At 68.3% G+C, this 21859-nt stretch carries 19 protein-coding genes and 1 tRNA gene; 3 read left to right on the top strand and 17 right to left on the bottom strand.

What is annotated here, in order from left to right:
* Position 1: 1 nt before the first annotated feature.
* The 6 genes from LC490_RS09880 to tpiA form a co-directional block, all read right to left on the bottom strand.
* Entirely contained in the window at positions 2–721 is a 720-nt protein-coding gene (locus tag LC490_RS09880) for an NADH-quinone oxidoreductase subunit C (RefSeq protein ID WP_223620084.1), read from the bottom strand.
* The gene (locus LC490_RS09875) at positions 718–1305 is read right to left on the bottom strand and encodes an NADH-quinone oxidoreductase subunit B (RefSeq protein ID WP_223620083.1); all 588 of its coding nucleotides are present in this window, start codon (positions 1303–1305) and stop codon (positions 718–720) included. Before LC490_RS09875 ends, LC490_RS09880 begins: the two co-directional genes overlap by 4 nt.
* Positions 1296–1652, bottom strand: coding sequence for an NADH-quinone oxidoreductase subunit A (locus LC490_RS09870; RefSeq protein WP_031370881.1), 357 nt, complete (start codon positions 1650–1652; stop codon positions 1296–1298). Before LC490_RS09870 ends, LC490_RS09875 begins: the two co-directional genes overlap by 10 nt.
* 178 nt (positions 1653–1830) lie before the next feature.
* Positions 1831–1915: transfer RNA gene (locus LC490_RS09865), tRNA-Leu, on the bottom strand.
* Positions 1916–2037: 122 nt separating this feature from the next.
* Entirely contained in the window at positions 2038–2532 is a 495-nt protein-coding gene (gene secG / locus LC490_RS09860) for a preprotein translocase subunit SecG (RefSeq protein WP_031370882.1), read from the bottom strand.
* A 73-nt stretch (positions 2533–2605) separates the two neighbouring features.
* Entirely contained in the window at positions 2606–3358 is a 753-nt protein-coding gene (tpiA, locus tag LC490_RS09855; protein ID WP_223620082.1) for a triose-phosphate isomerase, read from the bottom strand.
* A gap of 180 nt (positions 3359–3538) precedes the next feature.
* Between tpiA and LC490_RS09850 the strand changes: the two genes are divergently transcribed.
* On the top strand, positions 3539–4075 hold the full coding sequence (locus LC490_RS09850; protein WP_031370884.1) for a DNA-deoxyinosine glycosylase: 537 nt from the start codon (positions 3539–3541) through the stop codon (positions 4073–4075).
* A gap of 559 nt (positions 4076–4634) precedes the next feature.
* Positions 4635–5783, top strand: coding sequence for a hypothetical protein (locus LC490_RS09845; protein WP_051884506.1), 1149 nt, complete (start codon positions 4635–4637; stop codon positions 5781–5783).
* Positions 5784–5918: 135 nt separating this feature from the next.
* Here LC490_RS09845 and LC490_RS09840 read toward each other — a convergent pair whose 3' ends face one another.
* Positions 5919–6854 (bottom strand): 2-oxoglutarate and iron-dependent oxygenase domain-containing protein, encoded by a 936-nt coding sequence (locus LC490_RS09840; RefSeq protein ID WP_031370886.1) that lies wholly within the window; start codon positions 6852–6854, stop codon positions 5919–5921.
* A 280-nt stretch (positions 6855–7134) separates the two neighbouring features.
* On the opposite strand from LC490_RS09840, the gene LC490_RS09835 reads away from it, so the two are divergent.
* The gene (locus LC490_RS09835; RefSeq protein ID WP_223620081.1) at positions 7135–8994 is read left to right on the top strand and encodes a sulfatase-like hydrolase/transferase; all 1860 of its coding nucleotides are present in this window, start codon (positions 7135–7137) and stop codon (positions 8992–8994) included.
* A 511-nt stretch (positions 8995–9505) separates the two neighbouring features.
* Here the strand turns inward: LC490_RS09835 and glmM are convergent.
* The 10 genes from glmM to aroC all read right to left on the bottom strand — a co-directional run bounded on the left by glmM (position 9506) and on the right by aroC (position 21542).
* Positions 9506–10846, bottom strand: a complete 1341-nt coding sequence (gene glmM, locus LC490_RS09830; RefSeq protein ID WP_223620080.1) for a phosphoglucosamine mutase — start codon at positions 10844–10846, stop codon at positions 9506–9508.
* A 184-nt stretch (positions 10847–11030) separates the two neighbouring features.
* Positions 11031–11921 (bottom strand): acetyl-CoA carboxylase, carboxyltransferase subunit beta, encoded by an 891-nt coding sequence (accD, locus tag LC490_RS09825; RefSeq protein ID WP_031370889.1) that lies wholly within the window; start codon positions 11919–11921, stop codon positions 11031–11033.
* Positions 11922–12037: 116 nt separating this feature from the next.
* On the bottom strand, positions 12038–12838 hold the full coding sequence (gene trpA / locus LC490_RS09820) for a tryptophan synthase subunit alpha (protein ID WP_223620079.1): 801 nt from the start codon (positions 12836–12838) through the stop codon (positions 12038–12040).
* Positions 12839–12972: 134 nt separating this feature from the next.
* Positions 12973–14187 (bottom strand): tryptophan synthase subunit beta, encoded by a 1215-nt coding sequence (gene trpB / locus LC490_RS09815; RefSeq protein WP_031370891.1) that lies wholly within the window; start codon positions 14185–14187, stop codon positions 12973–12975.
* A gap of 155 nt (positions 14188–14342) precedes the next feature.
* Positions 14343–15011 carry a phosphoribosylanthranilate isomerase gene (locus LC490_RS09810; RefSeq protein ID WP_031370892.1) on the bottom strand — a complete coding sequence of 223 codons (669 nt, stop codon included), beginning with the start codon at positions 15009–15011 and terminating at the stop codon, positions 14343–14345.
* Entirely contained in the window at positions 15008–15802 is a 795-nt protein-coding gene (gene truA / locus LC490_RS09805) for a tRNA pseudouridine(38-40) synthase TruA (RefSeq protein WP_031370893.1), read from the bottom strand. The genes LC490_RS09810 and truA overlap by 4 nt, the downstream gene beginning before the upstream one ends.
* Positions 15803–15911: 109 nt before the next feature.
* Positions 15912–17897, bottom strand: a complete 1986-nt coding sequence (locus LC490_RS09800) for a FimV/HubP family polar landmark protein (protein ID WP_223620078.1) — start codon at positions 17895–17897, stop codon at positions 15912–15914.
* Positions 17898–18249: 352 nt separating this feature from the next.
* Positions 18250–19272, bottom strand: coding sequence for an aspartate-semialdehyde dehydrogenase (locus LC490_RS09795; protein WP_223620077.1), 1023 nt, complete (start codon positions 19270–19272; stop codon positions 18250–18252).
* Between the two features lie 106 nt (positions 19273–19378).
* On the bottom strand, positions 19379–20440 hold the full coding sequence (locus tag LC490_RS09790; RefSeq protein WP_223620076.1) for a D-glycerate dehydrogenase: 1062 nt from the start codon (positions 20438–20440) through the stop codon (positions 19379–19381).
* On the bottom strand, positions 20427–21542 hold the full coding sequence (gene aroC / locus LC490_RS09785; RefSeq protein WP_031370897.1) for a chorismate synthase: 1116 nt from the start codon (positions 21540–21542) through the stop codon (positions 20427–20429). Before aroC ends, LC490_RS09790 begins: the two co-directional genes overlap by 14 nt.
* Between the last annotated feature and the right edge of the window lie 317 nt (positions 21543–21859).

Genomic DNA, 21859 nt, shown 5'->3' with positions numbered 1-21859 from the left:
ATCACTTCACCTCGCCGCGCTGGGCGGCTTCGCCGACGGCGGTCTGGTAGCGCGCGTCGTCGCGGATCACGCGCGGCACGCCGACGCGCGGTTCGATCGAGACCGGCTCGTAAACCACGCGCTTCTTCTCGGCGTCGTAACGCACTTCGACGTTGCCGATCAGCGGGAAATCCTTGCGGAACGGATGGCCGACGAAACCGTAGTCGGTCAGGATGCGGCGCAGGTCCGGGTGGCCTTCGAAGATGATGCCGTACAGGTCGAAGGCTTCTCGTTCGAACCAATTAGTGCCGGGCCAAATGGCGCTCAGAGAAGCGACCACAGGTAGGTCGTCGTTCGCAGCGAAGGTCTTCAGCCGCAGACGCAGATTGTGCTGGCACGACAGCAGATGGGCGACCGCGGCGAAGCGGCGCTCCGGCGTCGAGGCGTCGCCGTTGGGCGACTCGCCCCAACGGAAACGGCCGGCGCTCTTGCCTTCGACGCCGCGCGAGAAGCCTTCCGAGGACACGTCGGTGTCCCACTCGTCGCCGCCGTAGCTGAGGTAGTCGACGCCGCTGACGTCGACGCATTGCTCGAAACCGAACTCGTCGCGCAAGGCGCGCGCCGCGGCCAGCCAGGCGGCCGGGGAGACTTCGAGGGTCAGCTCGCCGCGCGGTTCGGCCACGACGACCAGAGCGTCGGCGAAACGTTCGCGCAGACGCTCGGCAAGGTTCGCAGTGCTCATTCGCGGACGCCCTGCTTGTGATCGCCGAAGTTGGTGCCGCGGCGGATCTTGCGCTGCAACTGCAGGATGCCGTAGACCAGCGCTTCGGCGGTCGGCGGGCAGCCGGGCACGTAGACGTCGACCGGCACCACGCGGTCGCAACCGCGCACGACCGCATAGGAATAGTGGTAGTAGCCGCCGCCGTTGGCGCAGCTGCCCATCGAGATCACCCACTTCGGGTCGGGCATCTGGTCGTAGACCTTGCGCAACGCCGGGGCCATCTTGTTGACCAGGGTGCCGGCGACGATCATCACGTCGGACTGGCGCGGCGACGGGCGGAACACCACGCCGTAGCGGTCCAGGTCCAGGCGCGAGGCGCCGGCGTGCATCATCTCGACCGCACAGCAGGCCAGACCGAAGGTCATCGGCCACATCGAGCCAGTGCGCGCCCAGTTCCAGAGCGTGTCCAGATTGGTCGTGACGAAACCCTGCTGCAGCAGCGGATTTTCGCCTTCCGGGCGCAGGATGTCGTCGAGGCGGCCTTCCGGGATCGGGTTGTGCATCAAGCCCGAAACCTTGTCGCCAGCGGTTTGGATCACTCCCATTCGAGCGCTCCCTTCTTCCAGACGTAAACGAAGCCGAGCAGGAGCATGCTGGCGAAAATGCCCATCTCGATCAGGCCGATCGGTCCGAGGTCTCGGAACACCGTGGCCCAAGGCACGATGAAGATGATTTCCAGGTCGAAGATGATGAACTGGATGGCGATCAGGTAGTAGCGCACGTCGAACTGCATGCGCGCGTCTTCGAAGGCTTCGAAGCCGCATTCGTACGGAGACAGTTTCTCCGCAGTCGGACGCTTGGGTCCGAGCGTATTGCCTACTACCAACAGGGCGACGCCAATGACGCTGGCGACGATCAGGAACAACAGAGTCGGCAGGTATTCGGCCAGCACGCGGTGTTCTCTCGGCTACTTGTTCGGCTACATGGGCGCGTTTCCGCGACCTTGGCTTGGCGCCCGGGCGCCCAGTCGTTGGGACGGCGGGTCGCGGCCCGCCGTGCGTGCCGCACCTGCGTACCGTGGTGCGAGTTGCGAATTGCTTGGAGCTAGGAGTGTGAAGCTAGGAATGGAATGGTGCCCAAAGGGGGACTCGAACCCCCACGACCTAAGTCGCTACCACCTCAAGGTAGTGCGTCTACCAATTCCGCCATCTGGGCACTGTATCCAACCAAGCCATCCTGGCTTCGACTTCACAAGGGTCTTGCGAAGTCGCTCGGTCATCGCTGACCTGCCCCGCCATCCGAGCGGGGCGCTGGAACTCTATTTTAACCTGTTTATCTCAGCCGCCAGTAGTCGGCTGCTTTGCCGGGGCTGCCTGCTCGGCCGGAACCTGCGCCGGAGCAGCGGCCGGGGCCGCCGGAACCTGGGTCGCGGGTGCCGGAGCCGTCGCCGGAGCGGACTGGCTTGCCGGAGCCTGCGGCACGCTGGTGGCCGGAGCCGCCGGGGTGCTGGTGGCCGGAGCAGCGGTCGCCGACGGGGCCGGAGCCGTCGCCTGCGGGACGTTGCCCATGAGGCCGACGCTGGGCTTGTCCGGGGTGACTGCGGTGCGACTCGCCTGCCAGGCCATGAAGAGGCTGATCACGAAAAACGCGATCGCCAGCCACTTGGTGGCCTTGGACAGGAAGTTCGACGAACCGCGGGCACCGAACACGGTCGCCGAGGCACCGCCGCCGAAGCCCGAGCCCGCCTGCGCACCCGCGCCGCGCTGCATCAGGATCAGCGCGATCATGGCGATCGCGATCAACACATAGATGACGTTGAGGAACAACAGCATCGTTAAGGATTCTTCGATTCGGACTGCTTGTTACGACCGTGCCGGGCCCGCGAGGTTCATCGGGCCCGCTCGATCAGGGTGCCGCCGCGAGTGCGATGGCGTTGAAGTCCGCTGCGACCAGGGAGGCGCCGCCGACCAGGCCGCCATCGACGTCCGGCTGGGAAAACAGCGCGGCGGCGTTGTCGGCTTTCACGCTTCCGCCGTAAAGGATCGGAAGCGAGCCAGCGATTGTAGCATCGTGTGAAGCGATTTCGCTACGAATGAATGCGTGGACTTCCTGGGCCTGCTCGGGCGTCGCGGTCTTGCCGGTGCCGATGGCCCAGACCGGTTCGTAGGCGAGGATCGCGCCTTCCAGCGCGGCCACGCCGAGCAGCTCGAAGATCGGGGCCAATTGCTCCTGCAGGCGCCACTGGGTCTGGCCGTCTTCGCGTTCGGCCAGGGTCTCGCCGATGCACAGGACAGGCACCAGCCCGGCGGCCTTGGCGGCGGCGAACTTGCGCGCGACCAGCTCGCTGCTTTCGGCATGGTACTGGCGGCGCTCGGAGTGGCCGACCAGGCCGTAGCCGGCGCCGACGTCCTTGAGCATCGCGGCGGAGACTTCGCCGGTGTAGGCGCCCTTCTCGTTGCTGCTCACGTCCTGGGCGCCGAAGCTCAGGCCGCGCTCGCCGTAGTGCTCGATCAGCTCGCCCAGGTACGGCAGCGGCGGTAGGATCAGGCGTTCGACACCGGACGGCGGCGTTTGCGCTGCGACTTCGTCGAGCAAGGCGAAAGCGAACTCGCGGCTGCCGTGCAGCTTCCAGTTTCCGGCGACGATTCTGCGGCGCATGGCGACTCCCTTGATGCTGAGGCGCGCAGTTTACATTCAACGACCAGGACTGAGTGGAGAGCAGTGAGGAGTGAGCCAAAGCGGCCCCACACACTCGTTTCCGGCGCGCCCGCCCTTACTTAGCCAGGCGCCACCCCACTCACTCCTCACTTTTCTTTACTCACTTTCCTTCCGCCCCGCATGAGCCCCACGCCCTCGCCCACCCTGCACAGCTTCGCCCCGATCGAGGCGCCGGACGCCAAGGTGCTGGTGCTCGGCAGCATGCCCGGCGTCGCCTCGCTGACCGCCGGGCGCTACTACGCCCATCCGCAGAACCGCTTCTGGCCGATCATGGGCGCGGCGGTCGGCGCCGGCCCCGAACTGGCGTACGAACAGCGGCTGCAGCGCCTGCGCGCCGCAGGCATCGCGCTATGGGATGTATTTGCCGAATGCGAACGCGAGGGCAGCCTGGACTCGGCGATCCGCGACGAAACCGCAGTCGCCAACGATTTCCCCGGCTTCCTGGCCCGTCATCGGCAGGTGCGCACCCTGCTGTTCAACGGCGCCAAGGCCGAGCACGCGTTTCGCCGCTTCGTCCTCAAGCCGCTGGCACGCCCGGACCTGATCCTGCGTCGGCTGCCCTCGACCAGCCCGGCCAACGCCTCGCAGCGCAATGAGACGAAGTGGACGGCCTGGCGCGAGGCCCTGCGCGAAGCCGGCGTCTGCGTAGCCGACTGATTCCCGGGCTCGTTCCTGGACTGATTGCCGGGCTGATTGCCGGGCTGAACGCCTGGCCGATCGGCGCCCTCGCCGGCCGATCCGGCCGCGAAACCCGCCTCGCCGCCATCGGTGACCGCTCGGCTGCGCCCTGCGGATCGCGGTACGGGTGATTCACGTCTGCAACATCCGCGGCCCCGGCCCGAACCGGGCCCGCACCACTGAAACCCGCGCCGCCATGGGCTTTCAGCCTGACGAAAGCGGCCCCGTCCCTGCCCGCCGGAGACCCGGCCGGCGACTTTTTTCCTTCTGCCCCTGTCCTGCGCTCCAGGGCACCGCCGTTTGTTGGGGTTAACCGCCCAGCAGGGCCCACCACCATCACTCGATCGCTTGCGGCCCTCCGGGCGCCGCGGGAAGCGGAGCTTTTCGTCCGCACCCACAGGAAGTCGCTGCGCCGTCGTCGTGATCGACACCAGCAGCGCCGAAACGCCGTTCGCGCCGTCCGGGTCGGAGCGCGAGCGGTCACACAGGGACCGACCCGTTCATCCCTCAGGGAAGCGCTACCACAAGGAGCTCCACCATGAAGACCCATCGCCACCGTTCCGCCTTGCAGCTCGCCGCGTTCAGCGCGCTCGTGCTGCTCTCCTCCACCGCCTCGGCCATCGCCGGCGAGACCGTGATCCGCACGCCGCAGGGCGACATCGCCGCGATCGACGCGCCGAAGTCGCAGCAACTCAATGCCAAGAACGCCCACGCCCATCCGTTCGCGACCGAACGTCAGCGCGCGGCAGCCAAGCCCATGGTCTGGACCGACCGCGGCAACGACGCAGCGCCGCAGGCCGCGGCCCTGACCGACAAACTCGTGCGCGCCGCCGGCAGCGCCCCGGGCGGCAGCGCCCCGGCCTTCGGCAATTACCTGGCCCGCAGCCATTTCCGCGCCGGCTGGGACAAGCTCGACGCGCTGGATGCGCGCCAGGGCGCGGCGGCGGACGCCTCGATCTCCTCGGAGAAAGACGGCGCCCACTACCCGTACACGCGCTTCCTCGGCAACTACTACACCACCCAGTGGAAGGCCTCGCCGTGGAACAAGATCGGCAAGCTCTATTTCACCAAGCCCAACGGCAGCACCTCGTACTGCACGGCCAACGTCGCCAGCGGCAACTCGGTGCTGGTGACGGCCGCGCACTGCGTGTACTCCTTCGGCCAGGGCTGGAACTCGAACTTCCTGTTCGTGCCGGCCGAGCGCTACGGCGTGGCGCCGTACGGCAAGTTCGGCTGGAGCGCCGCGCGCGTGCCGACCAACTGGATCAGCTCGGGCACGCGCCGCTGGGACGTGGCGGTGATCAAGCTGACCGGTGAACAGACCAGCGGCCTGCCGGTGACCAGCTATGTCGGTTGGCTCGGCCGCGCCTGGAACCAGCCCTACTCGCTGTACACCTACTCGCACGGCTATGCGAGCAACCTGAGCACGCAGTACACCAACATCTGCGCCGGCCAGACCTACGACTCGCCGACCGAAGGCACCAACGTCCTGGTCCAGGGTTGCGACATGACCTACGGCGCCAGCGGCGGCGGTTGGCTGATCAACTACACGCCGAACTCGAGCAGCGGCAACCACGTCAACAGCGTGGTCAGCGGCCCGCACATCGGCGCCTTCGGCACCGCCTGGGTCGGCGCGCGTTTCAACGACGACAACATCGTCCCGCTGTGCACGGCGATCGGTTGCTGAAGCCGGGATTCGGGAATGGGGACTCGGGATTCGTTCGCGGTCCCGGAACCCTGGCCAGGGACTGGCCGAGGCTGTAAAGAAAAAGCCGGCGCGAGCCGGCTTTTTCTTGTCTGCGGACAGCACCTGCGAAATCGACTACTTCAGCTTGATCTCGCGCAGGCGCTCTTCGAGATAGCCCTGGGCGGTGATCGGCTCGGGGTAGCGGCTCGGGTTGTCCGGGGTGATCGTCGAGGGCAGCACGTCGATCAGGAAATCCGGGTTCGGGTGCAGGAAGAACGGCGTCGAATAACGCGGCTGGCGCGCCTTCTCGCCCGGCGGGTTGACCACGCGGTGGGTGGTCGAGGGGTATACGTGGTTGGTCAGGCGCTGCAGCATGTCGCCGATGTTGACCACGATGGTGTCGGCATCGGCGGTGAACGGCACCCACTCGCCCTTGCGCGACTTCACTTCCAGGCCGGCCGAGCTCGCGCCGACCAGCAAGGTGATCAGGTTGATGTCCTCGTGGGCGCCGGCACGCACGTTCGGGATGTCGTCGGTGGTGATCGGCGGGTAGTGGATCGGGCGCAGGATCGAATTGCCCGAGTCGGTCTTGTCGGCGAAATACTGCTCCGGCAGGCCGATGTGCAGGGCCAGCGCGCTGAGCACGCGCGAACCGAGGCGGTCGAGCGACTGGTACAGGCCATAGGCCTGTTCGCGGAAATCGGGGATCTCCTCCGGCCACAGGTTCGGCGGCATCTCGGCGGCGTACTTGGAGTCGCGCGGGATCTCGCGGCCGACGTGCCAGAACTCCTTGAGGTCGAAATGCTTGGAATCCTTGGCGGTCTCTACGCCGAACGGGGTGTAGCCGCGGGCGCCGCCGCCGCCGGCGACGTGATACTTGCGCTTGACCTCTTCGGGCAAGGCGAAAAAGCGCTTGAACACGTCGTAGGAGCGGTCGATCTGCTGGTCCGAGATGTCGTGACCGCGAATGCCGGCGAAGCCCCATTCGCGATAGGCCGCACCGAGCTCGGCGACGAAGGCGTCGCGATCAGTATCGAAGCGGCGGATGTCCAGGGTGGGAATCTGACTCACGTTGACGTTCCTGTTGATGTTTCTTCCGGGCAGACCGCTATCTTCGCTCAAAGCCGCGGGCTGCGCGCAAGGCCCGCGCCGCGGGCCGCCCGTATGGACACAACCCGCACCGCCGGCCGCCCGTATGGGCAGTTGGACCCTACACAGGATGAACGCCTTCATGCGCAGCGCCCGCCCCCTCCTTCCGACGGTTCTCCACGGCTTTGTTACACGATAAAGTCGCGCCCCGACCCGGCGTTGCTGACCGGCAGCGCCACCGACCGCCCGAGACGCTCCTTAGATGGATGACCTAGCCGCCCGCCAAGCCTTCACGGTGCGTCGCGCCCTGGCCTGGCTGACCGGGTTCACCCTGACCAACGCGGCGGCGGCGATCGCGATCGCCGGCTTCAACATCCCCTTCGGCCATCTGGCCGAGCATTGGAAGGCCGCGTTCTTCCTGACCGTGGCCCTGCCCGGGCATTTCCTGTTCTTCGGCGCTCTGCTCGGCGTGGTCCCGCTGCTGCTGGGCTGGATCGGCCGGCGCATGCGCTGGACGACCATCGCCGCGGTGCTCCTGCAATCGGCCTGGATCTGCCTGCTGGTCGCCGACGCCAAGGTCTTCGCCCTGTACCGGTTCCACCTCAATGCCATGGTCGCGAACATGGTGTTCGGCGGCGCGATGCAGGATCAGGTGGTGTTTTCCGGTACGGTCTGGGGACTGATCGCGCTCGCGATCGGCTCGGTGCTGATGCTCGAGATCGTCGCCGCCTGGCTGTGGTGGCGCGCGGTGGAGCGCCGTCCCGGCACGATCGGTATCGTCAAGGCCTGGTGGATCGCGGCGGCGGTGATGCTGTTCGGCCAGGGCATGGTCGCCTACTACGACGCCCGCGGCGATCGCACGGTGATGTCGCAACTGCCCTACATCCCGTGGGCGCAACCGATCACCCTGAAGGACGCTCTGCATCGCTTCGGCGTCGCCAACGCCGAAGCCGCGCGCCTGCCGAGCGCGGGCGAAGGCCTGCTGGCCTACCCGCGCCGGCCGCTGCAATGCGAGGCTCAGCCCAAGCTCAACGTGGTGGTGATCCTGCTCGAATCGCTGCGCTACGACGTGCTCACCCCCGAAGTGATGCCGAACACCTGGCGCTATGCGCAGCAGTCGCTGTCGTTCGACGATCATTACAGCGCCGGCAACGCCACCCGCTTCGGCGTGTTCGGCCTGCTCTACGGCCTGCCCGGCGGCTACTGGCACAAGATGCTCGCCGAACAGCGCGGCTCGGCCTTGATCGGGCAGATGAAGCGCGACGGCTACGGCATGCACATCTACGGCAGCGCGCCGCTGTACAACCCGGAGTTCGACCGCACCGCGTTCTCGGAAGTGCGCGAGCACATCGTCAACGGCCCGCGCGAACGCAAGAGCGCCGAACGCGACCAGGCCATCCTGGAGCGGTTGCAGGCCGATATCGTCGCGACCCCGGCCGATAAGCGCTTCTTCGGTTTCGTGTTCCTGGATTCGCCGCACCAGCCCTATTACATGCCCAAGGGCTATGTCTCGCCGTTCCAGCCGATGGCGAAAGAGATCAACGTGTTCGAATTCGGGCCGGACCACGACCCGACCCCGGAGTTCAACCGCTACCGCGCCTCGGTGCGCTACAGCGACGAGCTGATCGGCCGTTTCCTCGCTCGGCTCCAGGCCAGCCCCTTCGCCGACAACACGGTGGTGGTGATCACCGGCGACCACGGCGAGGAATTCAACGACCTCAAGCAGAACTACTGGGGCCACAACGGCAATTTCTCCGACTACCAGTTGCGCACGCCGTTCGTACTGCACTGGCCGGGCAAGACGCCGCAGAAGATCGCCCACACCACCTCGCACGAAGACCTGGTCCCGACCCTGATGCTGCATGCGCTCGGCTGCCGCAACGACAGCGCCGATTACAGCACCGGCCGCGATCTGTTCGGCCCGGGGCAGCCGTCGCGCCCGCTGCTGGTCGAAAGCTGGTCGCAGCGCGGCATCCGCCAAGGCGACCGGATCTATCTGTTCGACAATTACGGCGCCGCCACGGTGGTCGACCGCCAATACCGCCCCCTGCCCGACGCCAAGGTCGACCCGGCGGCGGTCAAGCAGTCTTGGGAAATGCTGACGAGGTTTCAGCAGCGTTGAGGAATCCGCGGTGGGCCGTTTTACCCTTGTAGGAGCGGCGTGAGCCGCGACCATGGGGTCGCCGATGACTGCGCAGGTTCGGACGAATGGCGGTCGCGACTTGCGTCGCTCTTACCCCAAAGCTACGTAGCTCCTGTAGGAGCGGCGTGAGCCGCGACCGCGGGGCGGCCGATGGCTACGCAAAGCCGGATAGATCACGGTCGCGACTTGCGTCGCTCCTACCCCAAAGCTGCGTGCTCTTGGGTAGGAGCGGCGCGAGCCGCGACCGCGGGGCGGCCGATGGTTGCGAAGGTCCGGATCGATCACGGTCGCGACTTGCGTCGCTCCTACCCCAAAGCTGCGTGCTCTTGGGTAGGAGCGACGCGAGCCGCGACCGCGGGGCGGCCGATGGTTGCGAAGGCCCGGATCGATCGCGGTCGCGACTTGCGTCGCTCCTACACGAGCTCGGGCAGGACAAAAAAAATCGCACCGGCGCCTGCGCGCCGGTGCGATCGTTATCCCGCTCGAAACTTCAGACGGCCGCGCGTACGGCGTTGGCCAAGGCGTCGAGCGTGGTCTGCATCAGGGTCGCTTCGTCGGCTTCGACGGTCACGCGCACCACCGGCTCGGTGCCGGAGGGGCGCAGGAAGGCGCGGCCGCGGCCGGCCACGGCGGCTTCCGCCTGGGCCAGGGCCTGCTTCACCGAGGCCGCTTCTGTCGGCTTGTTGTTGCCTTCGTAGCGGACGTTGATGGTCTTCTGCGGCACGCGGCTCAAGCCTTCGAGCGCATCGCGCAGGCTCAGGCCGCGACGGCCCAGCACTTCCAGCACCTGCAGCGCGCTGACGATGCCGTCGCCGGTGCTGGTGCGATCCAGGCACAACAGATGCCCGGAAGCTTCGCCGCCCAGCACGCCGCCGTGCGCGATCAGTTGCTGATGCACGTAGCGGTCGCCGACCTTGGCGCGCAGGAACGGGATGCCGCGCTGCTCGAAGGCGCGTTCCAGACCGTAGTTGGTCATCAGAGTGCCGACCACCGGGCCCTGCAGGCGGCCGCTGTCCTGCCAGTCGGTGGCGAGCACGTACAGCAGGTCGTCGCCGTCGCAGATGCGGCCTTCGCCGTCGACGAACAGCACGCGGTCGCCGTCGCCGTCGAAGGCGATGCCGAGGTCGGCGCCGGTCGAGCGCACGCGCTCGACCAGGGTCTGCGGGTGGGTCGACCCCACACCGTCGTTGATGTTGAGGCCGTTCGGCTCGATCCCGATGGCGTCGACGCGGGCGCCGAGTTCGCTGAGCACCAGCGGGCCGCTCTGGTAGGTCGCGCCGTTGGCGCAATCCATGGCGATGCGCATGCCGCTGAGGTCGAAACCGCGCGGCACCGAGTTCTTGCAGGCTTCCAGGTAACGGCCGATGGCGTCGCGGGTGCGCACGGCCTTGCCGAGGCGTTCGGATTCGACGGTCTGGAACGGTTCTTCGAGCGCGGCTTCGATCGCCAGCTCGGTTTCGTCGTCGAGCTTCTCGCCTTCGGCCGAGAAGAACTTGATGCCGTTGTCGTAATGCGGGTTGTGCGAGGCCGAGATGACGATGCCGCCGTCGGCGCGCAGCGAACGGGTCAGGTGGGCGACCGCCGGTGTCGGCATGGGGCCCATCAACTGCACGTCCACGCCGGCGGCGACCAGGCCGGCTTCGAGCGCCGCCTCGAACATGTAGTTGGAGATGCGCGTGTCCTTGCCGATGATGACCATCGGGTTGCGCCAGCCGCGCCGGATCAACGCGTGGCCATAGGCGTTGCCCAGGCGCAGGACGAAATCGGCCGAGATCGGGCCTTCGCCGACCCGGCCGCGGATGCCATCGGTGCCGAAATACTTACGTGCCATACAGTTCAACCTCCAGGTAGCGCGACGCGTCGCACCTGGACGCGCGCGCTGGATGTGATCGGGAAAGGAACGAAGACATCGCCGACGATCGGCGCCCCCAGGCCATCCAGCCCGCCGTCGTGTGCAGAAATCGCTGGGACTGTCTCGACAGCCCCATAGTGACCGCGCGGACACGCCGCTACGATCAAGCCGCTGCCTCGGCGTCGTCTTCGGGTTGAGATTGTTTCATCATCATCGCCAAAAGATGGGCGAGACGATCACGCATTTCGCGACGGTCGCAAATCTGGTCGACCGCGCCGTGCTCGACGAGGAACTCGCTGCGCTGGAAACCTTCCGGCAGTTTTTCGCGCACGGTCTGTTCGATCACGCGCGGGCCGGCGAAGCCGATCAGCGCTTCGGGTTCGGCCATGTTGATGTCGCCGAGCATCGCGAACGAGGCCGACACGCCGCCGGTGGTCGGATGCGTCATCACCGAGATGTACGGCAGGCCGGCCGCGCGCAGGCGACCTAGCGCGGCCGAGGTCTTGGCCATCTGCATCAGCGAGAACAGGCTTTCCTGCATGCGCGCGCCGCCGCTGGCGGAGAAGCACACGAAGGGGCTGCCGATCTCCAGCGCGGTTTCGGCGCCGCGGGCGAAGCGCTCGCCGACCACCGACCCCATCGAACCGCCCATGAAAGCAAAATCGAACGAACTGGCCACCAGCGGCCGCTGCTTGAGCGTGCCGCGCAGGGTGATCAGGGCGTCGCGTTCGCCGGTGGCCTTCTGCGCCGCCTTGATGCGCTCGGAGTACTTTTTCTGGTCCTTGAACTTGAGCACGTCGGTCGGACCGAGCTCGGCTCCGATCTCGACCGTGCTGCCGGCATCGAACAGCGCGTTCAGGCGCGCGCGCGCGCGGATCGGCATGTGGAAACTGCACTTCGGGCAGACCTCGAGGTTTTCCTCGAGCTCGGGGCGGTACAGCACCGCGCCGCAGCGCTCGCACTTCTCCCACAGCCCCTCGGGCACGCTGCGTCGTTTGGCCGCGCCGGATTCGGTGCGGATGCCGGACGGCATGAGTTTCTTGAGCCACGACATACGATGAAACCTTCTGTTCAGGCAGCTAAATGAAGGACCGGACCGGCGACGATGAGGCCATCGCCGCCGCCAGCCTAGCGGGTCAGTTTAACGCAGCGAACCATACGGTCCGCGGTTCAGCCGTCCAGGGCCTGTCGCAGCGGGGTCAGGAAGCGCCGCGCGGTCTGGGCCGCGGCCTGCGCATCGGCGGCCTCGGCGAGCTCGGCCACCAGGGCGCTGCCTACCACCACGCCGTCGGCCTCGCGGGCCATGGTCGCGGCGCTGGCGGCGTCCTTGATGCCGAAACCGGCCACCACCGGCACCCGGCTGCGGGCGCGGATGGTGTGCAGGCGGTCGTTGGCAGCGCCGGTGTCGAGGCGGTCGGCGCCGGTCACGCCGGCGAAGCTGACGTAGTACAGGTAACCCTGGGCGTCGTCGCAGAGCAACGCCAGGCGCGCGTCGGTGGTGGTCGGCGAGGCCAGCAGGATCAAGGCCAGACCGGTCTCGTTGAAGGCCGCACGCAGGTCCCCGGCTTCTTCCGGCGGCAGGTCGACCAGCAACACGCCGTCGACGCCGGCCGCGACCGCGTCGCGGGCGAAGCGCGCGTTGCCGCGGATCTCGATCGGGTTCAGATAGCCCATCAACACGACCGGCGTGTCGGCGTCGCGGCCGCGGAACTCGCGCACCGCTTCGAGCACCCAGCTCAGGCCGGCGCCGCGCGCGATCGCGCGCTCGGAGCTGCGCTGGATGGTCGGGCCGTCGGCCATGGGATCGGAGAACGGCACCCCGAGTTCGAGCACGTCGGCCCCGGCCTCGACCAGCGCATGCATCACCGGCACGGTCGCCTCCAGCGACGGATCGCCGGCGGTGACGAACGGGATCAGGGCCTTGCGGCCGGCGGCCTGCAGATGTTGGAACTTGGCGTCGATGCGATTCATTAGGCGAGCAGTGAGTTCAGAAGAGTGAGGAGTGAGTCAAAACTAAAGCCGAGCCGCACGACGGGTGAGATCTCGCAAAGGCGGCGCGTTGCCGCCCTTACTCACTCCTCACTCCCACGCACTCGTTGCTCGCCTCAAAAGTGCAGCCCTTCGCGTCCGGCGATGGTGTGCACGTCCTTGTCGCCGCGGCCGGAGAGGTTGCAGAGCACGACCTGGTCCTTCGGCATCGAGCGCGCCAGCTTGATCGCCTGGGCGATGGCATGGCTGGATTCCAGCGCGGCCAGGATGCCCTCGGTGCGCGCCAGGGTGCGGAAGGCGTCGAGCGCTTCGTCGTCGGTCACGCCGACGTATTCGGCGCGGCCGGCGTCCTTGAGGAAGGCATGCTCGGGGCCGACGCCGGGGTAGTCGAGACCCGCAGAGACCGAATGGGTCTCAATGATCTGGCCGTCGTCGTCGCACAGGACATAGGTGCGGTTGCCGTGCAGCACACCAGGACGGCCAGCCGCGAGCGAGGCGGCGTGACGACCGGTGTCGATGCCGTCGCCGGCCGCTTCGGCGCCGACGATGCGCACCGCGCGGTCGTTGAGGAAGGCATGGAACAGGCCGATCGCATTGCTGCCGCCGCCGACGCAGGCGGTGATCGCATCGGGCAGGCGGCCGTACTCGGCCAGCATCTGCGCCCTCGCCTCGCGCCCGACCACGGCGTTGAAGTCGCGGACCATGCGCGGATACGGATCCGGGCCGGCCACGGTGCCGATGATGTAGAAGGTGTCGCGCACGTTGGTGACCCAGTCGCGCATCGCTTCGTTGAGCGCGTCCTTGAGGGTCTGCGAGCCGCTGGTCACCGGCACCACCGTCGCGCCGAGCAGCTTCATGCGGTAGACGTTGATCTTCTGCCGCTCGATGTCGGTCGCGCCCATGTAGACCACGCACTCCAGGCCCAGGCGCGCGGCCACGGTGGCGCTGGCGACGCCATGCTGGCCGGCGCCGGTCTCGGCGATGATGCGGGTCTTGCCCATGCGGCTGGCCAACAGGGCCTGGCCGATGGTGTTGTTGATCTTGTGCGCGCCGGTGTGGTTGAGGTCTTCGCGCTTGAGCAGGATCTGCGCGCCGCCGACTTCGTCGCTGAGGCGCTGCGCGTGGTAGATCGGGCTCGGCCGGCCGACGTAATGGGCCAGGTCGCGCTCGAACTCGGCGATGAAGGCCGGATCGACGCGGGCCGCGTCGTAGGCCGCGGCCAACTCTTCGAGCGGCGCGATCAGGGTCTCGGCGACGAAGCGGCCGCCGAAACGGCCGAAGTGACCGGAAGCGTCCGGATAGGCGTGGAAATCGATGGGGTCTGCGGACATCGGCTCGGGCGCGTTCTGCATCAGGGCGGACGTCGCCGTGGCGGCGACGGGAACGGGTGAGTTTAGGGCATCGAGGCGATCACCGTACGCACGAGGTGATCGCAGAATGGCGCCTCCGGACCCGGACGCCCTGCACCGCCGCCTTGCGCCAGGCCTCAGTCGACGTGACAGTCGGCGCGCCGCACTTCTTCGACGAAGTGGCGCATCTTGTCGCCGTCCTTGAGCCCCGGCGCGCTTTCGATGCCGCTGGACACGTCCACGCCCCAGGGCAAGGTCGCCAGGATCGCCTCGAACACGTTCTCCGGGGTGATGCCGCCGGCGAGCACGAAGGGTTTCTGCACGCCGACCGGAATCCGCGTCCAGTCGAAGGTCTTGCCGCTGCCGCCGCTGCTGCCCTTGGCGTGGCTGTCGAACAAAAAGCCGGCCGCGCCCGGATAACGCGTATGCAGCGCCGAGGGGTGCTGGTCGGCGAGTTCGCCGCCCATCGGGATGGCTTTCAGATAAGGCACGCCGAAGGCGCGGCAGAAGGCGTCGTCTTCGTTGCCGTGAAACTGCAACAGGCTCGGCCGGACCTGGCGCACCACCTCGCGCACTTCGTCGACCGGGTTGTCCATGAACAAGGCCACCGCATCGACCAGCGGCGCCAAGGCCTGGCGCATGGCGCGCGCCTCCTCGGCGGCGACGCGGCGCGAGCTGCCGGCGGCGAACACGAAGCCGATGGCGTCGGCGCCGAGCTCGCAGGCCAGGCGCACATCGCCGGGACGGGTGAAACCGCAGAACTTGATGCGGGTACGGAACAGGGTGCGGGGACAGGGCTGGCTCAAAACGTAACCTCGGCAGGCAGCTGGCAATCGGCGGGATAGCGTGGGCCGACGAACACCAGACCCGAGGACGGCGCGGTCGGGCCGGCGACGGTACGGTCGCGTCCGGCCAACAATTCCCCGATCCATGCCTCGGGCTGTTCGCCCCGGCCCACCATCAGCAAGCTTCCGACAATGTTGCGCACCATATGGTGAAGAAAGGCGTTGGCCTGGACCTCCATCTCGACCACCTCGCCGTCGCGGCGCACCCCGATGTACTGCAGGTCGCGGCGCGCATGCGGGGCCTGGCAGTGCACCGTGCGGAACGCCGAGAAGTCGTTCTCGCCGAGCAGGGCCTGGGCGGCGCGGTGCATGGCGTCGGCGTCGAGCGGCCGGCGCTCCCAGGTCAGGTACTGCCGTTGCAGGGCCGGCCGCACCGAGCGGTTGAGGATGCGGTAGCGGTAGCGACGCGCGCGTGCCGAGAAGCGGGCGTGGAAATCGGCCGCGACCGGCACGCACCAGCGCACGCATACCGAGGGCGGCAGGCGCGAAGTGGTGCCGAGCACCCAGCCGCGCAGGTCGCGCTGGGCACTGCTGTCGAAATGGACGACCTGGCAGGAGGCGTGGACGCCGGCATCGGTACGCCCGGCGCAGGTCACATCGACGCGGCCGCCGGCCACGAACGACAGCGCGTCCTCCAGGGTGCTCTGGACGGTGGCTTCGCCGCGCAGGTCGGGCTCGCCCGGGCGCACCAGGCGTTGCCAGCCGGAAAACTCGCCTCCGTCGTACTCCACGCCCAGGGCGTAGCGGCGCAGCGGCGCCGCCACTGCGGAGGGAGCCGCCACTACGGAAGAAAGGGCGTCCGTCTCGAAAACTTCGGTCATGCCTGGTTCGGTCGCGTGCTGGCGCGGCTCAACTCAACGCTCAGGATTCGAGTTCGCGCAGCAGGCGCGCAGCCTGTTGGCGCGCCGCATGGTCACCGTTGATCAACACCTCGCCGAGCAGCTGGCGGGCGCTGCTTTCGTCGCCGAGGTCGAGGTAGGCGCGGGCCAGCTCGATGCGCTCCTGGCCCGGCGCGGTCGCCGCTTGGGCGTTGCTGCCGGCCGCGCTCGGATCGAGCACCGGCGCGGCGACGAATTCGCGGATCTGCGGCGCTGCCGGTTCGGCCCGCGGCGCGCCTGCGCCGGTATCGGCCGGGCCGACCGGCGCACGGGCGCTGCCGGCTTCGGCAGCGTGCCAGGTCGGCACTTTCGCGCCGGTGCGCGGTTCGGTCTTGGGCGCGGTCCAGAACGGCGCGGCGATCGGTTCGGCGGTCGCGGCACGGTCGGCCTCGGGTTCGCCGATCAATTGCGCGACCGGGTCGACCAGGGCCGCGGCGGGGTCCGGGCGGCGGCGCAAGGAGTCGCCCGAATCGCTCGCAACGGCATCGACCGCGGCACGGTCCGGGCCGCCACGGCTCGGCGCATCCGCCGCCGAAGCCGGCGCGCGGAAGCTCGGCTTCTTGGGTTCGCGGCGGCTCAACACCCAGCCGCCGATCAGCAAAGCCAGCACGCCGAGGCTGCCGAACACCCACGGCAAGGGCGAGCCGCCCTCGCTGCGGGCCTGGTTTTCGGCCAGACGCTGCTGGCTCGCGGCCAGCTCGCTGTCCTTCATCGCAATGAGCTTCTGCTGCTGCGTCTGCAACTGCTCCAGCTCGGCGACGCGGCTCTTGAGGTCGGCCAGTTCGGCATCGCGCGCGGCGATGACCTCGTTGGCCTGCTGAATCTCCTGTCGAACCATGCTGCCCTCGCCTCCGGCGCTGATGCCGGACTGTGCGCCCGCCTGGGTGGCTTGGCTGGCCCCCGGCGGGACGATTTCAAGACGCGCGTCGTTGCTGCGCGAGGCCGCGCCGCTCTGCGCGGCCGGTGCCACCGGCGTTTTCGCGACGGCGTCGGACTCCAGGCTGATGGGCTGCGGAACCGGCTGCCGCGCCTGGCGCCACTGCTGGACCTGCACCCGCACCAATTCGCTGGCTTCGCGCGGATCGATCGCATCGAATTGGTTGCCAGGCGGCAGGCGCAGCACCGCGCCCTGCCGGAGGCGGTTGATGTTGCCGCCGATGAAGGCCTCGGGATTGGCCCGCAACAGCGCGATCATGGTCTGGTTGAGGGTGTTCTCGCCGGCCACGCCGGCAGCGATCGCCGACAGGGTCTGGCCGCGCTCGACCGTGATCTCGCCGTCGGCGCCTACGCTCGGTGCGGCCGCCACCGGGCGCGGCTCGCGCGGCGCCTGCGGGATGCGGCCTGCATTCGGACGCTCGGCCTGCGCCGGCGGCACCGCCTCGGGCTGCACCGGCTCGGGCTGGAGCGCGATGGGTTCCGGCGCCGGCGCCGGTGCCGCGGTGATCGCACTGCCCGGGTCGTAACGGTCGAGCTGGTTCTCCACCGCCAGCGGATCGGTCGCCTGCGGCTGCGCACCGAACGGCAGCGGCGCATCCAGCGGACGCTCGATGGTGTTGGCGGCGGCGCCGGTCGGAGCCTGGATCGGCGGCTGCATCGGTGCGGACACCGTGCGCGGCGCGTCGAGCAAGGCCGAGTATTCGCGGGTCAGGCGGCCCTGCCCCCAATCGACTTCGATCAGGAAGGTCAGCAGCGGCTGATTGACCGGCTGGGTGCTGGTGACCCGGATCACCGGCTTGCCGGCGTTGTCCAGGGCGAGCACGAAGCGCAGGTCGGTGACGATGCCTTGCGGCGGCTGCAGGCCGATGCGCTGGAAGGTCTCCGGCGAGGCCAGCCCCGCGCGCAACTGCGCCAACTCGTTGCTGTCGCTGGAAATGACCGGGATCTCGGCCAGCAACGGCTGGCCCGCGCGCGATTTGACCTCGATCTGCCCCAGACCGAGCGCACCGGCCGCCCCACTGGCCAGAGCCAACGCGAGAGCCAATGCTGTGCGTGCGAAACCTGATCTCACAGACGATCCCATTACCCTAGTCAGGCGGCGACTCTAGCGGTCGGCGGGCGGAATGCGCAACGCGGCGATGAAGGTCGGCCTTCGATTCGGCGTTCGATCGGCATCCGACCGCCTGAACCGATTCGGCCCGATGCCTGGCGCACCGCCGTCGACCCGTGTCTGCGCAGAGTGCACCACATCGGCCGGTCGACGCCAGCAGCCCGGCTCATTCCGGCGAAACCGGCCCACGGCCCGGTCTGGACATAAACGCATTGCGCAAAAAAATCGGGCCCCGCAGGGCCCGATCCGTACTTCGATCCGTGCGCTGCGGGGCTCAGCCTTCGTTCCAGACCAATTCCGCCAGTTGCACGGCATTGGTCGCCGCGCCCTTGCGGATGTTGTCGGACACCACCCACAGCGACAGACCGCGCGGATGCGAGATGTCGTCGCGGATGCGGCCGACGAAAACCGGATCTTGTCCCGAAGCGTGCGTGACCGGCGTCGGATATCCGCCGCCGACCGGGTCGTCGACCACCACCAGGCCCGGCGCCTGCTCGAGCAGTGCGCGCGCATCGACGGCGCTGAGCTTGTCGCGGGTCTCGATGTGCACCGCCTCGGAGTGGCCGTAGAACACCGGCACCCGCACCACCGTCGCGTTCACGCCGATGCTGTCGTCGCCGAGGATCTTGCGGGTCTCCCAGACCAGCTTCATCTCTTCGGTGGTGTAGCCGTTGTCGGTGAAGTCGCCGCCGTGCGGGATCACGTTGAAGGCGATCTGCACCGGATAGACCTCGGCCTTGGCTTCCTGGAAGTTCAACAGCGCCGCGGTCTGCTTGCCGAGCTCTTCCATCGCGCGCTTGCCGGTGCCGGACACCGACTGGTAGGTGGCGATGTTGATGCGTTCGAGCTTCGCCTTGCGGTGGATCGGCGCCAACGCGACCATCAACTGCATGGTCGAGCAGTTCGGATTGGCGATGATGCCGAGCGGGCGATGCTTGGCCGCTTCCGGATTGACTTCGCTGACCACCAGCGGCACGTCGTCCTGGTAACGGAACGCGGACGAGTTGTCGATCACCACCGCGCCGGCCGCGGCGAACTTCGGCGCATATTCCTTGGACACCGAACCGCCGGCCGAGAACAGCGCGATATCGACGCCGCTCGGATCGAATTTCGCCAGGTCCTGGACCACGATGGTTTTGCCGTCGAACTGGATTTTCTCGCCCGCCGAGCGTTCGCTCGCCAACACATGCAACTGACCGATCGGGAATTTGCGCTCGGCCAGCACCTTCAGCATGGTTTCACCGACTGCGCCGGTGGCACCGACGACAGCGACATTGCAGGACGTCTTGGCGTTCATCTGTTCCTATTTACCTGACTTGTGGGAGCCGCCGGACCCATTTCCGGCGGATGTTGCTCGGGTCGGCGCGCGAGGCGCCGGAAAAGCTTGGCCGCGGGCTGCGCCTTCATGGCGCGCCCTGTGCGCCCATTGTGCGGCCGCCGGCGTCGGCGTGGCGGGCCTCAGCTCGGTGGGCGAGCTGCGCGGCGTTCACGGGCGACGGCGGCCGGCCGGCGTCGGGCCCGTGGCCCAGCGCCGCGATCAGATTGTCCACCGCCAGCGCGACCATGGCACGCCGGGTGGCGAGGCTGCCGCTGGCGATATGCGGGGTCAGCACGACGTTGCGCAGCGCGAGCAGGCGCGGATTGAGCGCCGGCTCGCCCTCGAACACGTCCAGACCGGCCGCGGCCAGGCGCCCGTGTTCGAGGGCATCGGCGAGCGCGTCTTCGTCGACGATGCCGCCGCGGGCGATGTTGGTCAGGGTCGCGTGCGGCTGCATCCGCGCCAGCGCGGCGGCGTCGATCAGATGATGCGACTGCGGCGAGTACGGCAGCACCAGGACCAGGTGGTCGGCGCGTGTCAGCAGTTCCTCGAAACCGACGTAGGTCGCGGCCGACTCGCGTTCGACCGCTTCCAACAGACGGCTGCGGTTGTGGTAGAGCACGCGCATGCGGAAGCCGGCGGCGCGGCGCGCGATGGCCTGGCCGATGCGGCCCATGCCGAGGATGCCCAGGGTCGTGCCGTGCACATCGCCGCCGAGCAGCGAATCGAAACTCCACTGCCGCCAATGACCTTCGCGCAGCCAGTGCTCGGCCTCGCTGATCCGCCGCGCGGCGGCCATCATCAAGGCCCAGCCGAAGTCGGCGGTGGTTTCGGTCAACACGTCGGGCGTATTGGTGACGAGGATGCCGGCCGCGCTCAGCGCCGGCAGGTCGAGGTTGTTGTAGCCCACCCCGACGTTGGCGATCGCGCGCAGGCGGGCGGCGCCGGCGACCTGCGCCGCACCGATCGGGTCGTTCAGCGTGACCAGGGCGCCGTCGGCCTCGCGCAGCGCCGCGGCGATCGCCTCGGGGCCGTGCTGGGTCACGCGCGCGGTCGCGACGACGTCGAAGTGCTCGCGCAGGCGCGCGACGACGTCGTCGAACAACGGTTGCGAAACCCAGACCCGCGGCCGCTCAGGCATCGGCATCGAGCTCCAATTGGGCCGGGATGCGCGGGCTGACCACACCGACGTCGCCGCACTGGGCGCGGTGGCGCAGGGCCTGGTCGACCAGCACCAGCGCGACCATGGCCTCGCAGATCGGGGTGGCGCGGATGCCGACGCAGGGGTCGTGACGACCGGTGGTGATCACTTCGACTTCGTTGCCGTGGATGTCGACGCTGCGCACCGGCAGGCGCAGGCTCGAGGTCGGCTTGAACGCGGTCGAACAGCGCAACTGCTGGCCGGTGCTGATGCCGCCGAGGATGCCGCCGGCATGGTTGCTGGCGAAGCCGGAGCGCGACAGCTCGTCGCGATGCTCGCTGCCCTTGGACGCGACGACCGCGAAGCCGTCGCCGATCTCCACGCCCTTGACCGCGTTGATGCTCATCAGGGCGGCGGCGAGGTCGCCGTCGAGCTTGCCGTAGATCGGCTCGCCCCAGCCCGGCGGCAGGCCGTCGGCGATCACGTCGACGCGCGCGCCGACCGAGTCGCCGGACTTGCGCAGCGCGTCCATGTAGGTCTCCAGCTCGCCGACCTGGTCGGCGGCGGGCCAGAAGAACGGGTTCTCTTCCACCGCAGACAGGTCGTAGGCGTTCGGCACGATTTCTCCGATCTGCGACATGAAACCGCGCACGCTGACGCCGTAGCGCTCGGCCAGCCACTTCTTGGCGATCACGCCGGCAGCGACGCGCATGGTGGTCTCGCGCGCCGACGAACGCCCGCCGCCGCGCGGATCGCGCAGGCCGTACTTCTGCCAATAGGTGTAGTCGGCGTGGCCGGGGCGGAACTGCTCGGCGATCGAGCCGTAGTCCTTGCTGCGGGCATCGGTGTTGCGGATGACCAGGGCGATCGGCGTGCCGGTGGTGCGGCCCTGGTAGACGCCGCTGAGGATTTCGATGTCGTCGCTTTCCTGGCGCTGCGAAGTGTGGCGGGTGCGCCCGGTGGCGCGGCGGTCGAGGTCCCGGCGGAATTCCTCCGGCGCGATTTCCAGGCCCGGAGGGCAGCCGTCGATCACGCAACCGATCGCCGGACCGTGGCTTTCGCCGAAGGTCGTCACCGTGAAAAGCTTTCCAAAGCTGTTGCTGGCCACTGATCGAAGTCCTGATGCGTGCCGGTCTCGTCCGGCGTGGGGGGTGCGCGGAGTCGGTGCGAGCGTCGCTTGCGCGAAGCGCCCGTGCCGATGCGCGGCGGCAGGGGTGCGTCCTGCGCCGACGCCATCGCGATGCGCGCCGAACGCAGCCACCTGCCTACGCCGATGGTATGACGCAGCGGTGACGCGCGGCTTCACGAATCGCAGGGCGACGGCGATCGAGGACAGCGGATTCTATGCCGGCCGACCGCGCGGGCATGCGACGGCGACACGCATCGCCTGCGACTCGCGCCTCATCTCGAATTCCCGCGAATGTG

It is taken from the genome of Lysobacter sp. ESA13C, assembly GCF_019970005.1.
GTDB classification, from domain to species: Bacteria; Pseudomonadota; Gammaproteobacteria; order Xanthomonadales; family Xanthomonadaceae; genus Lysobacter; species Lysobacter antibioticus_B.
The sequence above is the reverse complement of the archived record's forward strand: the minus strand, read 5'-3'. Positions and strand labels throughout refer to the sequence as shown.